Genomic DNA, 16,348 nt, shown 5'->3' on the forward strand with positions numbered 1-16,348 from the left:
ACAGGGGATCATTTACACAGGGGAATCTCGGGGCAGGATCAGAGATTGCGGTTAGCCAAAGCCCGCTCCATCCGCGCAACCCCTTCTTCCAGCAACGCCCTCGGGCAACCGAAGTTCAAGCGCACAAACTGCTGATGCCGGTCACCAAAATCCAGCCCGGCACTCAGCCCGACCTTGCCCTGTTCGAGGAAGAACCGCTGCGGATCCGGCAGGTCCAGCGCGGTGCAATCGAGCCACGCCAGATACGTGCCCTGCGGCACATTGATGGTCACGCCCGGCAGCCGCGTGCGTACGGCGTTCACCAGCCAGTCGCGGTTGGCCTGCAGGTAGATTTTCAATTCCGCGAGCCAAGGCCCGGCTTCGCTGTAGGCGACGCGGGTGGCTTCCATGCCCAGCGGGTTGACGCTGTCGACCATGCCGCAGCGAGCGTGGTTGACGCGCTCACGCAGGGCGGCGTCCTGGATGATCATGAACGAGGTCTTCAGACCGGCGATGTTGTAGGCCTTGCTCGCCGACATCAGGGTGATCGTGCGTTTGGAAATCTCGGGGCTCAGCGATGCGGTGGGAATGTGCACGCGGCCGTCGAAGCACAGTTCGGCGTGAATCTCGTCGGAGATGATCCACGCGTCCTGCGCTGCACAGATATCCGCTACTGCCTGCAATTCTTCGCGGGCGAAGACCTTGCCGATCGGGTTGTGCGGGTTGCTCAACAGCAGGGCGCCGCCGCCTTTCAGCGACTCGCGCAGTGCGTCCACCGGCGTGGCGTAAGTGCCATCGGCCTGGGCGTTGAATTCCAGCTCGACCTTGTTCAGGCCCCAATGCCCTGGTGCATGGCGCAGCGGCGGGTAGTTCGGCACTTGCACGACGACATTCTGCTGCGCCTGGACCAAAGCCTTGAGCGCCATGTTGAAGCCCGATTCCACGCCCGGCAGGAAAATCAGCTCCTGCGGTTTGACCTGCCATGCGTACTTGTTCCACAGGTCGGCGACGATGGCTTCACGCAGGTTGTCCTGGGCCACGCTGTAACCGAGCAGCGGGTGCAGCAGGCGCTGTTGCAAGGCTTCGACGATGACCGGCGGCGCGGCAAAATCCATGTCAGCGACCCACATCGGCAACACATCGGCCGGGTAGCGGCTCCACTTGGTGCTGCCAGTGTGGTGGCGGTCGAACAGCTGATCAAAATCGAAAGTCATGCGCGGTCTCGTCAAGGCGGAGTTGGTTCTGCCGGACATTCTATGCGCAACTCGTTCCCTGTAGGAGTGAGCCTGCTCGCAATAGCGATCTGACTGATCGTTCCCACGCTCCGCGTGGGAATGCAGCCCGGGACGCTCTGCGTCCCAGTGGAACGCGGAGCGTCCCTTGAGGCATTCCCACGCAGAGCGTGGGAACGATCAAAACCTCGAGATTGCAGATGAAACACCCGACGGTCGGTTTTCACACAATCGGCAAGGTCTTTGTCTACAGTGAAAAAGTCGGCGCCAAGGCGTCGCAACCGTGATTGTCCAGATAAAGCCCGGCGCAAGTACCGGGTTCCACCTGATCAGGAGTGCACGATGGATCTCAGCCGTCGTCAGTTCTTCAAGGTCGCCGGTATCGGCCTTGCAGGCTCAAGCCTGGGCGCGTTGGGCATGGCCCCGACGGCGGCCTTTGCCGAGCAGGTGCGTCACTTCAAGCTCGCCCACACCCGTGAAACCCGCAACACCTGCCCGTATTGCTCGGTCGGTTGCGGTTTGATCATGTACAGCCAGGGCGATGCCGGCAAGAACGTGGCGCAAAACATCATTCACATCGAAGGCGACGCCGACCACCCGGTCAATCGCGGCACCCTGTGCCCGAAAGGCGCGGGCCTGCTCGACTTCATTCACAGCCCCGGCCGCTTGCAGTACCCGCAAGTGCGCAAGCCCGGCAGCAATGAATGGACGCGCATCGGCTGGGACGAAGCCCTCGATCGCATCGCCGACCTGATGAAGGCCGACCGCGACGCCAACTTCATCGAGAAAAATGCCAACGGGCAAACGGTGAATCGCTGGCTGACCACCGGTTTCCTTGCGGCGTCGGCGGCATCCAACGAAGCCGGCTACATCACCCAGAAGGTGATTCGCAGCCTCGGTCTGCTGGGGTTCGATAACCAGGCGCGTGTCTGACACGGCCCGACGGTGGCAAGTCTTGCCCCGACGTACGGCCGTGGTGCCATGACCAACACCTGGACCGATATCGCCAACGCGAATCTGATCCTGGTAATGGGTGGCAACGCAGCAGAAGCGCATCCGTGCGGCTTCAAATGGGTGACCGAGGCCAAGGCGCACAACGCCGCGCGGCTGATCGTGGTCGATCCGCGTTTTACCCGGACCGCTTCGGTGGCCGACTATTACGCGCCGATCCGCACCGGTACCGACATCGCCTTCATGGGCGGGTTGATCAATTACCTGCTGACCGAGGACAAGATCCAGCACGAATACGTGCGCAATTACACCGACGTGTCGTTCATCGTCAAAGCCGGTTATGGCTTCGAAGACGGCCTGTTCAGCGGCTATGACGCGGAAAAACGCAGCTACACCGACAAGTCCGGCTGGGGTTACGAATTCGCCGAGGACGGTTTCGTCCGCGTCGACCCGACCCTGCAAGACCCGCGCTGCGTTTATCAACTGATGAAGCAGCATTACAGCCGCTACAACATCGACCTGGCCAGCCAGATCTGCGGCATGCCGGTCGACGCCATGCAGAAAATCTGGGAAGAGATCGCCACCTGCTCGACGCCGGGCAAGACCATGACGATTCTCTATGCCCTCGGCTGGACGCAGCACTCGATCGGCGCGCAGATCATCCGCAGCGCGGCGATGGTGCAATTGCTGTTGGGCAATGTCGGCATGCCTGGCGGCGGTGTCAATGCGCTGCGCGGGCACTCGAACATCCAGGGCCTGACCGACCTCGGTCTGCTGTCCAACGCCTTGCCCGGCTACCTCACGCTGCCCAGCGACAGCGAACAGGATTACGGTCAGTTCATCTTCAAACGCACGCAGGTTCCGCTCAGACCGGGGCAGCTGTCGTACTGGCAGAACTACAGCAAATTCCACGTCAGCCTGATGAAATCCTGGTACGGCGCCAATGCCACCGCCGAGAACAACTGGCTGTTCGACCATTTGCCGAAGCTCGACATCCCCAACTACGACGTGCTGAAAATGTTCGACCTGATGAGCCAGGGCAAGGTCAACGGCTACTTCTGCCAAGGCTTCAATCCGATCGCCGCGTTGCCGGACAAAAACCGCGTGATGGGCGCGTTGGCCAAGCTCAAGTGGTTGGTGGTAATGGACCCGCTGGCCACGGAAACCTCGGAGTTCTGGCAGAACGTCGGGCCGTACAACGACGTGAAAACCGCCGAAATACAGACCGAAGTCATTCGCCTGCCGACCACCTGTTTTGCCGAAGAGGACGGCTCGCTGGTCAACAGCAGCCGCTGGCTGCAATGGCACTGGAAAGGCGCCGATGGCCCCGGTGAAGCGCAGACCGACATTCGCATCATGAGCGAACTGTTCCTGCGCCTGCGCCAGCGTTATCAGAGCGAGGGCGGCAAGTTTCCTGATCCGCTGCTGAAACTGTCGTGGCCGTACAAGATCCCCGACGAGCCTTCGCCGGAAGAACTGGCGCGGGAGATCAACGGCAGCGCGGTCAGCGATTTCACCGATGCCAGCGGCGTTACGGTCAAGGCCGGTACACAACTGGCCGGCTTCGGTTTGCTCAAGGATGACGGCAGCACCGCGTCTGGTTGCTGGATTTTCGCCGGCAGTTGGACCGAGGCTGGCAATCAGATGGCGCGGCGCGATAACGCCGATCCATTTGGCATGCACCAGCATCAGGGCTGGGCGTGGGCCTGGCCGGCCAATCGGCGGATTCTCTACAACCGCGCTTCGGCGGACCCGGCGGGCAAACCGTGGGATCCGAAAAAGCGGCTGGTGTGGTGGAACGGCAAGGCCTGGACCGGCACCGACGTCCCTGACTACAAGGCCGATGTGCCGCCGGAAGCCGGGATGAATCCGTTCATCATGAACCCCGAAGGCGTCGCGCGGTTCTTCGCCGTCGACAAGATGAACGAAGGCCCATTCCCTGAGCACTACGAGCCGTTCGAAACGCCGATCGGCATCAACCCGCTGCACCCGCAGAACAAGAAGGCCACCAGCAACCCGGCGGCGCGGATCTTCGATTCGGTCTGGGAAACCCTCGGGGAAGCCAAGGACTTCCCGTACGCCGGCACTAGCTACCGGCTTACCGAGCATTTCCACTTCTGGAGCAAGCACTGCAAGTTGAACGCGATCGCTCAGCCCGAGCAATTCGTCGAAATCGGCGAGGTGCTGGCGAACGAGAAGGGCATCGCTGCCGGTGATCGCGTGCGGGTCAGCTGCAAGCGCGGCTTTATCGAGGCGGTGGCGGTAGTGACGAAAAGGATCCGGCCGCTGCAGGTCAACGACCAGGTCGTGCATCAGATCGGCATCCCGCTGCACTGGGGTTTTACCGGCCTGACGCGTCACGGTTACCTGACCAACACCTTGGTGCCGTTCCTCGGCGATGGCAACACTCAGACCCCGGAATCCAAGTCATTCCTGGTCAACGTGGAGAAACTGTAAATGGCCAGCCAAGACATCATTGCCCGCTCGGCCACCACCACTGTGCCGCCGTCGGTGAGGACTCAGCAGGGCGTTGCCAAGCTGATCGACACCACCAAATGCATCGGTTGCAAGGCCTGCCAGGTCGCCTGCTCGGAATGGAACGAGCTGCGCGACGAGGTCGGCCACAACCACGGCACCTACGACAATCCGCAGGATCTGACGGCGGATTCGTGGACGCTGATGCGCTTCACCGAGCACGAAACCGACGCCGGCAACCTTGAGTGGCTGATCCGCAAGGACGGCTGCATGCACTGCGCCGAGCCCGGTTGTCTGGCCGCGTGCCCAAGCCCCGGGGCGATCATTCAGCACGCCAACGGCATCGTCGATTTCGATCAGGACCACTGCATCGGCTGCGGCTATTGCATCACCGGTTGCCCGTTCAACATCCCGCGCATTTCGCAGAAGGATCACAAGGCCTACAAATGCACGCTGTGTTCCGACCGGGTGGCGGTGGGGCTGGAGCCGGCCTGCGTGAAAACCTGTCCGACCGGCGCCATCGTCTTCGGCACCAAGGAGGACATGAAAGAGCACGCCGCTGAACGCATCGTCGACCTGAAAAGCCGTGGCTTTGAAAACGCTGGTTTGTACGACCCGGCAGGCGTCGGCGGCACCCACGTGATGTACGTGCTGCATCACGCCGATACGCCGAAAATCTATGCAGGTTTGCCGGACCATCCGGCGATCAGTCCGCTGGTGGGTTTGTGGAAAGGCATCAGCAAACCCCTCGGCCTGCTGGCGATGGGCGCGGCGGTGCTGGCCGGGTTCTTCCACTACGTGCGCATCGGCCCGAATCGTGTCGAGGAGGATGAGCATCCGACGCCACCCGACACCTCGGTGCACGTGGTCGATCCGGCGGTGCACACCTTCGATCCACGCGAGGAGGAGCGGTCATGAGCAACAAGACGATCCTGCGTTACAGCGCCAACCAGCGCACCAATCACTGGCTGGTAGCGATCCTGTTTTTCATGGCCGGGTTGTCCGGGCTGGCCTTGTTTCATCCGTCGCTGTTCTGGCTGAGCAACCTGTTCGGCGGCGGCACCTGGACGCGGATTCTGCACCCGTACATGGGCATCGCCATGTTCGTGCTGTTTCTCGGCCTGGTGTTCAGCTTCTGGCGCACCAATTTCTTCATCGCCAATGACCGTCAGTGGCTGCGGCGGATCAATCGGGTGATGGTCAACGACGAAGAAAGCGTGCCGCCGGTGGGTAAATACAACGCCGGGCAGAAGTTGCTGTTCTGGACTTTACTGCTGTGCGTGCTCGCGTTGCTGTTCACCGGGCTGGTGATCTGGCGCGCGTGGTTCAGCGCGTATTTCGGCATCACCACGATCCGCTGGGCCATGCTGTTGCATGCGCTGGCCGGGTTCGTGCTGGTGCTGAGCATCATCGTGCACATCTACGCTGGTTTGTGGATCAAGGGTTCGGTCGACGCCATGTTGCATGGCTGGGTCAGCCGGCCGTGGGCGAGAAAACACCATGAACTGTGGTATCGCGAGGTGACCCGTGACGAACAGCCTCGGGACGTGCCCGAGCGACCGCTGACGAAAAAGGGCTGACTTTTGCCAAGCATTCTTGAACCTGGGGAAATCGAGGCGGCGGCCAGTTCGCCGCCGTTTCTGTATCTGCCGCCGCGTGACCTGTTTGCCCTGCGTGCAGAGCGGCTTGAGCGTCTGGCCGAGGGCAATGGGTTGGCGGATTATCTGCGGCTGATGGCCGGGTTGTGCCGGGCGCAGCAGCAGGTCTTCGACGATCCGCCGCTGACCGCGCCGTTTGATGCGCAGCGTTTCGAAGCCTGTCAGCAGCACGGTCTGCCGCCGTTCGCCGCAGACACCCTGGTGCGCGAGGATGCCTGGCAGCCGTGGCTGAATGCCTTGCTGCAGCGCTATGTGCCAGCGGACCAGCCTGCGGTGATCGACGCGCTGGACACGCTGCGCGCCGCCAGTCCCGGCCAGTTGCGCGCGTGGGCGGTGGCGCTGGTCAGTGGGCAATACTCGCTAGTCCCAGCGGCGCTGGTGCCGTTTCTCGGCGCGGCGCTGCAAACCGCCTGGAGCCACTGGCTGCTGAGCGTGCCGCAGCTGCAACTCAAACCCGGTGACAGCCTCAGCCAATGCCCGGCCTGTGGTTCGCCGGCCATGGCCGGGGTCATTCGCCATCGCGGCAAGCACAACGGTTTGCGTTATCTGGTCTGCTCGCTGTGCGCCTGCGAATGGCATGTGGTGCGGGTCAAGTGCGTGTATTGCGAGCAAAGCAAAGGCCTCGAGTACCTGAGCCAGGAAGATGATCGGCACAGCGCCGAACAGGCCCCGCTGCGCGCCGAAGTCTGCCCGAGCTGCAACAGCTACCTGAAATTGCTCTACCTGGAGAACGACGCCGAAGCCGAAGCGTTGTCGGCAGATCTCGGCAGTTTGCTGCTGGACATGCGCCTAGCCCAGGACGGCTATCAGCGTCTGGCCCCCAATCTGCTGCTGGCGCCGGGGGACGACTGACCAGAGCAAAATTGTGGGAGGGAGGTGTGCTCCCACAGGTTTTGTGGTGACCAACAATGTTCATTCCACCCGGAATCACTGTGGGAGCTGGCTTGCCAGCGATTCGGTCGGCACATTCACCGCCTTCTTTGACTGCCCCACCGCAATCGCTGGCAAGCCAGCCACAGTTTTATGTGCCGAATCACAAAGCCCGGTCAGCCCCGGATTTCTCTGTGGGAGCGAGCCTGCTCGCGAAGGCGTCAGGTCAGCCACATCCACATTGACTGACACACCGCATTCGCGAGCAAGCTTGCTCCCACAGGTTTTGTGGTGACCAACAATGTTCATTCCACCCCGAATTCCTGTGGGAGCTGGCTTGCCAGCGATTGGTCGGCACATCCACCACCTTCTTTGACTGACCCACCGCGATCGCTGGCAAGCCAGCTCCCACAGATTTGTGTGCCGAATCACAAAGCCTGCAGCCCCGGATTTCCCTGTGGGAGCGAGCTTGCTCGCGAAGGCGTCAGGTCAGCCACCTCCACATTGACTGACACACCGCATTCGCGAGCAGGCTAGCTCCGGCAGTGCGTCTACACTTCTGAAACCCTTTCGGGAGCAAGCTTGCTCCCAAAAGGGATTGTTTCAGTGAAATCAGGAGTGGCTGATGTCTTCTAGCGTTGCCCTGCGGTTGCCGTCCATTGATGGCTTGTTGCGTCATCCGGCGTGCGCGCCGTTGGCCGAGCGTTACGGCCGTGATTCGTTGCTGACGGGTCTGCGTCAGTTGCTCGATGAGCTAAGGCCCGGCGTGGTGAGCGGGCAATTGGCAGCTGTGGAGATCGGCCCCGAAGTGCTCGCCGGCCGCGTCGGCGAACGCTTGGCGCAACAACAACGCAGCCAGGTGCGCCGGGTATTCAACCTGACCGGCACGGTGCTGCACACCAATCTCGGTCGCGCCTTGCTGCCCGAGGAAGCCATCGAAGCGGTGCAAATGGCCGCACGCTATCCGCTCAATCTCGAATTCGATCTGGGCAGCGGAAAGCGCGGTGATCGTGACGACCTGATCGAAGGCCTGATCCGCGAACTGACCGGCGCCGAAGCCGTCACCGTGGTCAACAACAATGCCGCTGCCGTGCTGCTGACCCTCAACAGCCTCGGCGCGCGCAAGGAAGGCATCATCTCGCGCGGTGAGCTGATCGAAATCGGCGGTGCCTTCCGCATCCCCGACATCATGGCCCGGGCCGGCGTGCGCCTGCACGAAGTCGGCACCACCAACCGCACCCATGCCAGGGATTACCAAGCAGCAATCGGCCCGCGCAGCGGGTTGATCATGCGCGTGCATGCCAGCAACTACAGCATCGAAGGCTTCACCGCGCGGGTGCCGACTGCGGAACTGGCCGAGTTGGCTCACGCTCATGGCTTACCGTTGCTGGAGGACCTGGGCAGCGGCAGTCTGCTCGACCTGACGCGCTGGGGCCTGCCGGCGGAACCGACGGTGCGTCAGGCCTTGCTCGATGGCGCCGACATCGTCACCTTCAGCGGCGACAAATTGCTCGGCGGGCCGCAGGCCGGATTGATTGTCGGGCGCAGAGAACTGATCGCGAAGATCAAGAAGAACCCATTGAAGCGTGCGCTGCGGGTCGACAAGTTGACCCTGGCCGCGCTGGAGGCGGTGCTCGGTTTGTACCGCGACCCTGATCGCCTCGCCGAGCGTCTGCCGAGCCTGCGCCTGCTGACCCGGCCGCAAGCGGAGATTCATGCGCAGGCTCTGCGTTTGCAACCGTTGCTCGCCGATGTGTTGGGCGAGGTCTGGCAGGTCAGTGCAGTCGAGGCGTTGGGCATGATCGGCAGCGGCAGCCAACCGGTGGCGCGTCTGCCGAGTGCAGCGCTGTGTTGTCGCCCGCAAGTATCCAAGCGCTGGCGCGGGCGCTATCTGCTCAATCTAGAAGCGGCGTTGCGCGGTTTGCCGATCCCTGTGCTTGGGCGAATCGGCGACGATGCGCTGTGGCTGGATCTACGCCAGCTCGACGATGAGCCAGGGTGGCTGGCGCAGCTGGCGCAATTGCAGGTCGACCGGTGATCGTCGGCACGGCGGGGCACATCGACCACGGCAAGACTTCGCTGTTGCAAGCGCTGACCGGGCAAACCGGCGACCGCCGCCCGCAGGAGCGCGAACGCGGCATGACCATCGACCTCGGTTATCTCTACGCCGAACTCGCAGCGGGCGCCGGGCTGACCGGCTTCATCGACGTGCCCGGCCACGAAAAATTCACCCACAACATGCTCGCTGGTGCGCAGGGCATCGATCTGGTGCTGCTGGTGGTCGCGGCCGACGACGGCGTGATGCCGCAGACCCGCGAGCATCTGGCGATCGTCGAACTGCTCGGCATTCCCCGCGCGCTGGTGGCGATCACTAAATGCGACCGGGCGGGAGCGGGCAGGGTGGAAGAGGTGCAGCGTCAGGTGCTCGACCTGCTCGCGCCCGGACCATTTGCTGATGCGCCGATTTTTACCGTGTCGAGCTTGAACGGGCAGGGCGTCGATGAGTTGCGCGCGGCATTATTGCAGGCGCACAACGAGGTGCAGGCGCGCGGTTGTGAGGGCGGCTTTCGTCTGGCGATCGATCGGGCGTTCAGCGTCGCGGGTGCTGGGATTGTGGTCACGGGCACGGCGTTGTCGGGCACGGTTGCGGTGGGCGACAAGCTTGTCTTGGGGCTTGCGGGCAAATCGGTGCGTATCCGTGGCCTGCACGCGCAAAACCAGGCCGCCGAACAGGCGTTCGCTGGCCAACGCGTGGCATTGAACCTCAGCGGCGATCGTCTGGAACTGGCGCAGATCCACCGAGGCCAATGGCTGCTGGCGGATTGGCTGCACGCCCCGACCCAGCGCATCGACATCGACTTTCAGCTGTTGCCCGGCGAGCGCACCTTTGAACACTTTCACCCGGTGCATCTGCACCTTGGCACGCAAGATGTCATCGCCCGCGTCGCCTTGCTGCAAGGCCCGCGCCTGAGTCCCGGCGAGCGCATGTTCGCGCAACTGCTGATCAACGCGCCGGTGCATGCAGTGAAAGGCGATCGATTGATCCTGCGCGACGCCAGCGCTCAGCGCACCCTCGGCGGCGGCACAGTCCTCGACCCGTTCGCCCCGGCCCGCCAACGCCGCAGCCCGGAACGCCTCGCCCAACTGCAAACCCTCGCTCTGAGTGTCAGCCTCGAACAAGCCTTGCCGGCACTGCTCAACCACAGCCCCGGCGGCCTCGACCCGCAACGCCTGGAACGCCAGTTCAACCGCCCGCGCCCGCAGTGGTCGCTGGCGGAGAACATCCGCCTGATCGACACCCGCCAAGGCCCGCTGCTGTTCAACGTGCAGCGCTGGGGCCAGTTGAAATTCACCTTGCTCGAACAACTGGCGCGATTCCACGAACAGGAACCCGACCAGATGGGCCCGGACCGCGATCGTCTGCGCCGCTTCAGCGCGCTGGCGCTGGAACGCTCGACCTTCATCAGCCTGCTCGACGAACTGCTCAGCGCCGGCTCGATCCTCGCCAGCGGCCCCTGGCTGCACCTGCCCGACCATCAGGTGCGCCTGAATGCCGACGATGAAATCCTCTGGCAGCAATTACAGCCGTTTTTCGAACAGGCCGGTTTCGACCCGCCGTGGGTGCGCGACGCCGCGAAAATGCTCGGCGAAGACGATGCCAGAGTTCGCCTGCTGTTGCGCAAACTTGCACGGCTGGGCCTGATGCACCAAGTGGTGCGCGACCTGTTCATCAGCGACATCGTCCTGCGACAAATGGCGGCGCTGCTGCTGAAACTCGCCGAAGAAAATCCGTCGATTGAGGTGACAACCTTCCGCGATGCGCTAGGCTTGGGACGCAAACGCTGTATTCAGTATCTGGAATATTTCGACCGACTCGGCCTGACCCGCCGCCTCGGCGAATCCCGCCAGATCCGCCCCGACAACGCGCTGGCTGACGCCTGCGCACCCTGAGTTCAGGAAGACAATCGCGCCCGGTGGCGCGGCCGGGCTTCAAACCCGGTTGGGGACGGCATCCGTTCCCGGGCAGGTTCGACTCCGGCTGTCTTCCGCCAGTTTTTCTTTTCAACCACATCGTTGTAGTAAAAAAGCTTGAAGTTAGATGTCTCTGATAGTATCAATTATATAGGTGGCATCATTTCGGTATGGCCATTAATCGGATGTTATCCATTTTTACGGCTGTAGCGTAACTTATTGAAAGTCTTATTGTGGAGTAAGTGCTTGTTTCAGGTAGTCCCATGTAAAATTTTATTTCAACTTTTTTCCATGTGCCAGTGGTAGTTAATTGTATGCGCGGAAGCGTAATTGGATTTGGCTGTTCGTGGCCAAGAGTAACATGGCATACCGCTGTCCCCGGAACTAAATAGTCGAAGCTTAAACTGCATGGCTTGCCACTTTGTATATTTTGATATGACTTGGTTAGAATCAAGTCGTGCTCTTCATTAGAAAAGCGCGACTGAGCATAGTACTCGCCGCTTTCGTTGATTATTGATCCATGCAAACTCCATCCATTCATGTCGTTATTCGTGAAAGTGGTCAGATCATCGAACCCCTTTTTGATTGGATACATTCTCTTCGGCAACGATTTGTACCCACTTTCAGTTTCATCAAAAGAAACCTTCACCTCAATCTCAAGTGTCGATTCGTCTTCCAACATCAGCAACTTGTCGAGTGGTACTGGATGGCGTATCCCACCCAAATCCTCCGCCGTCACCTCTTTCCCTTTATAAGCCTCTAGAATAATTCCCGCACTGCCATCACGTTTGATTTCCCTATAAGTCAAATCAACCCGCTGTCCTACAGCTATCAACGGCCAAGCCGTCGTCCGCGTATGATCCGTCGCCAACAAATCCGCAGGATCCAGCTCATCTCCCGTCACCCGGTCGATCGTCGGCGTGGGTAATCGAGGATCTCCGTCGGCAATGTCCTGCACGCTTAGTATCAGCGGCAGGGAATCGCGCGTAGCCGATCCGGTTGTCTTGCTGTATTTCACAGTGACATTGCCACCGAAACTGTACGCAAGCACTTTGTTGTCCAGCGCAATCTCCTGCGTGCCCAGCACTTTGACCACGTGAGGCGGCGAGGTGTAGGAGCCGTCGGCAGGCGTGCCCGGTGCGCCGGTCCAGGTCACGACGATTATGTCGTCGAGCTGAATGGAAGGATCAAAGGCCAGAGCGGTCAGCGCATCTTTCGCGGCAAGCGGATCCAGGCTGTTGCCTGGTGCCTGTTTGATTATGGGCGCTACCAGATCCGGCGCCGCTTCGCCGATGATCTCGGACTCGGCCGTTCTGGAGTGCCCAATGACGGTGCCTGCCGGCCGTTCCAGCTCATAACGCACCTGCAAGCGCGCGCCGGAAGTCAGTTGATCGTTGGGTAGCTCCAGAATGCACGGTAGCAGCGTCCCGAACTTGTCGGTGATCACGCCCGGTTGGGTCGGCTTCTCGGCTGAATCGTTCAGCCGAGAATACCCTCTGACCGTGTCGCCCTTTTGAAAATCGGGAGTGGTAGGAGCAACGACGATCAGTAGCGGCCGGCCCTCGAGTTTGTCGAGGTCCACAATCGCTGGATCGTCCATGTCATCGTCTGGATCCTCGCGCAGGATCGGCTGGGGCAGGAAGTTTCGCTCAAGGTCAATGTTGGCATGAATGTACTTCGACCAGCGGTTCCGGTGAGTGGCGTTGGCCAGTTGATCGACCACCGTGTAAGAGAACGGGCAGTTGTTCATGCTGCCAATTTTTTGAAAGGTGTCGGGACCGATCAGCACCGAGAATGCCTTGCCCGCCTGTTCCGGCGTTACCGTGTGTTTGAAGGTCTGGCGATTGATCTCGTATGTCACCTCATCGTAGGCGCGGCAATGAGGGTAATCGAACGTCAGGAGTACGCCTTTGGCGGCCTGATCCTTGTCGATCACCGCCGGGTTGCCGAGCCCTTCGGGCAGACTGATCAGCAGCCCCGGATGATCGCCGGTGCCAGGCACATCATTGCCGCCGGGCAAGGTGTCGTTGTAGAGCGCCCACGCTTCGATGGATTTGCTGTCATTGCCGGCGACGTTTTTCAGAATGTATTGGATGGTGTTGATGACGCCGTCGTGAAGTGCCCTCTGGAACACGGTGAAGGTCATTCGCTCGTTGATGACTGGCTGTGGAACGCCGCTCTGCTCACCGTTGACGAAGAGTCTGATACTGCCATATTCACCAACGTCCGTAGGCGGATCGACCACCACCTGTACACCAGCGGCGTTGATTTCATCGCGCGTGAGGTCCGTGAATACCTTCAACGGCAAGCCATAGGTGACCGTCGGTGGCTCTGCTGGCGGGTCAGTGATCACGTTCTCGGTGGCAACAGGGATTATCACCGGATACAGCGTCATGACCGTGTTGTCGGGTTGCGTCTTTTCCATGGCACACCTTCCTGATGAGATGGCCAGGGAGGGCTGGCCGGGATGGAGATATCAGATACCGGGCGTGGGAAGTTGGCTACTGTCAGATCTGACAGTGGAGGATGGTTATGCGACGAATGGTAGGTCGCTGCGGATCCAATGCCCTGTGGGAGTGAGCCTGCTCGCGAATGCGGTTATTCAGTCGACATCTCAGTGACTGATATTCAGCTTTCGCGAGGAGGCTCGCTCCCACATTTGGAGTGCGGTCAAACTGGGGGAGCGAGGGTGCTGAGTAAGGGGCAGAATGAGCAGCCAATAATTCAGCCTGCATGCATCACTCAGGCATCTCCAGATGTTCCAGCACCCGATTCACTTCCAGTTTCTCCCGAGCATGATCGCCTGCGCAGTCTCTGTAGGCGTTGGCTTTGCCGGGTGGGAAGACGTTCTATCGCTGGAAACGTTTTTAGTTCCTCGAATATTCCGGCCGCGTCAGGCTTGCTTATACCTCTAGGATTCCCATGGATCCGCCACGACAAGATAATTGCCCGCACTGACGCGCCTCATTAGTTATTTACCTGCCTTAGCCGGATGTTATCAATATCGAAGTTACCGTTAGTTGTCACGGCATATAAGTACAAGAGTCTGAGTGGTTTGGACATGCTGAATATTGCTCTGTGATATTGCCAGTAACTGCCTCCAGATAACCATACGATTGGACCGCTAAGTTCATTGTGATTAAACTCGAAACTTAGTTTATGGATAGATCGATAGTTAAAGCTGAGTTCAAATAGCTGGCGACCCGGTATTTCGTCAAAGGATTTACTCAATTTAATAGAGTAATATTGGTTGGAGTCTAGAGCTGAAACAAGGAAGTATTCTCCGTCGTTATATTGGATGAACGGGCCCCCACCGTTACGAAGCTCCCAATTGTTCCAGTCGTAATCCGTGAAAGTGGTCAGGTCGTCAAACCCTTTACTTACGTTATAAGTGCGGGTTGGAAATGCAAATTTTCTGCCCGATTCATTTCCATCGAAATTGACTTGAACCTCGAGTTTCAAGGTCGAACGGTCCGCCAGTGATGCCAGTTTTGCTACAGGAACAGGATGTTTTAACCCACCCAAGTCCTCCGTCGTCACTTCTTTCCCTTTATACGCTTGTTCAATAATTCCCGCACTGCCATCACTTTTGATTTCCCTATAAGTCAAATCAACCCGCTGTCCTACAGCTATCAACGGCCAAGCGGTCGTCCGCGTATGATCCGTCGGCAACAAATCCGCAGGATCCAGCGCATCCCCCGTCACCCGGTCGATCGTCGGCGTGGGCAATCGAGGATCTGCGTCGGCAATGTCCTGGACCCTCAGTATCAGCGGCAGGGAATCGCGCGTAGCCGATCCGGTTGTCTTGCTGTACTTCACAGTGACATGGCCACCGAAACTGTACGCAAGCACTTTGTTGTCCAGCGCAATCTCCTGCGTGCCCAGCACTTTGACCACGTGAGGCGGCGAGGTGTAGGAGCCATCGGCAGGAGTACCTGGCGCGGCGAGCCAGCGCACTTGGATTACATCATCAAGCTGAATGGAAGGATCAAAGACCAAAGCGGTCAGCGCATCTTTCGCCGCAAACGGATCCAGGCTGTTGTCTTGCGCCTGTCTGATTTTAGGCGCTAAAAGGTCCTCGGCTGCACGAATCGTATAACTACGCACACGAAGCGGCACCGCTTTTGTCTTGTCCTTAACCCCATCAAGATTGACCGCACAAACCACTCTCAACGGGCTTCCATCTTTCAGGTTCTTCAACCACTCGACTTGCGCCAGGAACGAAATCCTGTCGGCCAGTTCACTAGGCCCGCCGGTCGAAACTTCCTTGGTTACCGGGTTTCCATCCGCGTCGACGCCTTCAAAATCAACCCAGACCGGGTGGGTCTGTTGCATCAGTGGAATTTTTTCCGAGAGCACCCGCGCATCATTCGGTAGTTCCGGAACATTGAGCTGCTGCCCCATTTCCCCCGCAATATTCGGCGTCGGCAAGCGCGGGTCGTCCACCGCGATTTTATCGATGACCACCTCCAGAGGAGGGGATTCGCCGCTGGGCACGCCATCACGAATCAATACCCACGACACCTGGATTGTTTTGCCTTGATGAGCGAGGAGGAACGCCACGCTGAATGTGAAATTGGCGCGATGGTTGGTGTTGAATGCCACTTGCGGAAATGATGATCCCGGTACGCCATCGACAATCTTCAGCGTCGCCTTGTCGTTTGCCAAAGCGGCTTGGAACTCGGCCCGCACCTTCACTCCGCCTTCACTTGCCAGCACATCGATTGGGGAGACGGCGTTAACGAGTGTCGGCGGCTCTTGGGAGATCTTGTCCAGATTCACTTCCACAAACACGGCATCGGACCAGGTTGGAGGGCCGGACGGGTTGGTCAGGTAGTCGACAACGCGATATTTGATTTCGAAGGTTTTATCGTTGCCACCCTCGATCAGCTTGTCTTTCGGGATGTCGATCACCACACTTTGTGGCACGGGAGGCAGGGGCGACACACTGCTGGGTGTGAGCTGATATTGGTGATGCGCGCCATTGCAAGACACAAAAATCCGGTCATACCACTGCGGGTTGGCGTAGGTGACAGTCACCTTGAACTTGTCAGCTTCCGCCTGGTTGATGACCTTGTGGCTGACGGTGAGATTCAATACCGGTGGTAAATCACCGGGCGGAGAGGTTCGGTGGTAGAGCACCAGCTCAGGTGTGAGTTCATCATTCCCGGACGTGCGCTCAATGTGAATTTTGATGCGGTTAAGGCCTTT

8 protein-coding genes, 1 tRNA gene and 1 pseudogene are annotated in these 16,348 nt (G+C 59.8%); 7 read left to right on the top strand and 3 right to left on the bottom strand.

What is annotated here, in order from left to right:
- Positions 1–38 precede the first annotated feature (38 nt).
- Positions 39–1,193, bottom strand: a complete 1,155-nt coding sequence (locus AAEZ10_RS26305) for a MalY/PatB family protein (RefSeq protein WP_350571638.1) — start codon at positions 1,191–1,193, stop codon at positions 39–41.
- A 360-nt stretch (positions 1,194–1,553) separates the two neighbouring features.
- On the opposite strand from AAEZ10_RS26305, the gene fdnG reads away from it, so the two are divergent.
- From fdnG to AAEZ10_RS26340, 7 genes are all read left to right on the top strand, one after another.
- Complete coding sequence (gene fdnG, locus AAEZ10_RS26310) at positions 1,554–4,619, top strand: formate dehydrogenase-N subunit alpha (RefSeq protein ID WP_350571640.1); 3,066 nt, start codon at positions 1,554–1,556, stop codon at positions 4,617–4,619.
- Entirely contained in the window at positions 4,620–5,555 is a 936-nt protein-coding gene (gene fdxH / locus AAEZ10_RS26315) for a formate dehydrogenase subunit beta (protein ID WP_350571642.1), read from the top strand.
- Positions 5,552–6,217: a formate dehydrogenase subunit gamma gene (locus AAEZ10_RS26320; protein ID WP_350571644.1), complete on the top strand. Its 666-nt coding sequence runs from the start codon at positions 5,552–5,554 to the stop codon at positions 6,215–6,217. Before fdxH ends, AAEZ10_RS26320 begins: the two co-directional genes overlap by 4 nt.
- Positions 6,218–6,220: 3 nt before the next feature.
- Positions 6,221–7,147 carry a formate dehydrogenase accessory protein FdhE gene (gene fdhE / locus AAEZ10_RS26325; protein WP_350571646.1) on the top strand — a complete coding sequence of 309 codons (927 nt, stop codon included), beginning with the start codon at positions 6,221–6,223 and terminating at the stop codon, positions 7,145–7,147.
- A 643-nt stretch (positions 7,148–7,790) separates the two neighbouring features.
- Positions 7,791–9,203 (top strand): L-seryl-tRNA(Sec) selenium transferase, encoded by a 1,413-nt coding sequence (gene selA, locus AAEZ10_RS26330; protein WP_350571648.1) that lies wholly within the window; start codon positions 7,791–7,793, stop codon positions 9,201–9,203.
- A complete protein-coding gene (gene selB / locus AAEZ10_RS26335; protein ID WP_350571656.1) occupies positions 9,200–11,116 on the top strand; it encodes a selenocysteine-specific translation elongation factor in 1,917 nt (638 codons plus the stop codon). The genes selA and selB overlap by 4 nt, the downstream gene beginning before the upstream one ends.
- Before the next feature lie 5 nt (positions 11,117–11,121).
- Positions 11,122–11,217: transfer RNA gene (locus tag AAEZ10_RS26340), tRNA-Sec, on the top strand.
- Positions 11,218–11,297: 80 nt separating this feature from the next.
- Here AAEZ10_RS26340 and AAEZ10_RS26345 read toward each other — a convergent pair.
- Entirely contained in the window at positions 11,298–13,562 is a 2,265-nt protein-coding gene (locus tag AAEZ10_RS26345) for a hypothetical protein (RefSeq protein ID WP_350571650.1), read from the bottom strand.
- Between the two features lie 542 nt (positions 13,563–14,104).
- A pseudogene (locus tag AAEZ10_RS26350) lies at positions 14,105–16,348 on the bottom strand (hypothetical protein); the annotation flags it as partial.

It is taken from the genome of Pseudomonas sp. H26/SER47-MNA-CIBAN-0231 (assembly GCF_040310465.1).
Lineage (GTDB): Bacteria > Pseudomonadota > Gammaproteobacteria > Pseudomonadales > Pseudomonadaceae > Aquipseudomonas > Aquipseudomonas atacamensis.

Bases quoted from the DNA above. Each gene is read 5' to 3' on its own strand.
- selA (WP_350571648.1), top strand. From the start codon at position 7,791: ATGTCTTCTAGCGTTGCCCTGCGGTTGCCGTCCATTGATGGCTTGTTG.
- AAEZ10_RS26320 (WP_350571644.1), top strand. From the start codon at position 5,552: ATGAGCAACAAGACGATCCTGCGTTACAGCGCCAACCAGCGCACCAAT.
- fdxH (WP_350571642.1), top strand. From the start codon at position 4,620: ATGGCCAGCCAAGACATCATTGCCCGCTCGGCCACCACCACTGTGCCG.
- AAEZ10_RS26305 (WP_350571638.1), bottom strand. From the start codon at position 1,193: ATGACTTTCGATTTTGATCAGCTGTTCGACCGCCACCACACTGGCAGC.
- AAEZ10_RS26345 (WP_350571650.1), bottom strand. From the start codon at position 13,562: ATGGAAAAGACGCAACCCGACAACACGGTCATGACGCTGTATCCGGTG.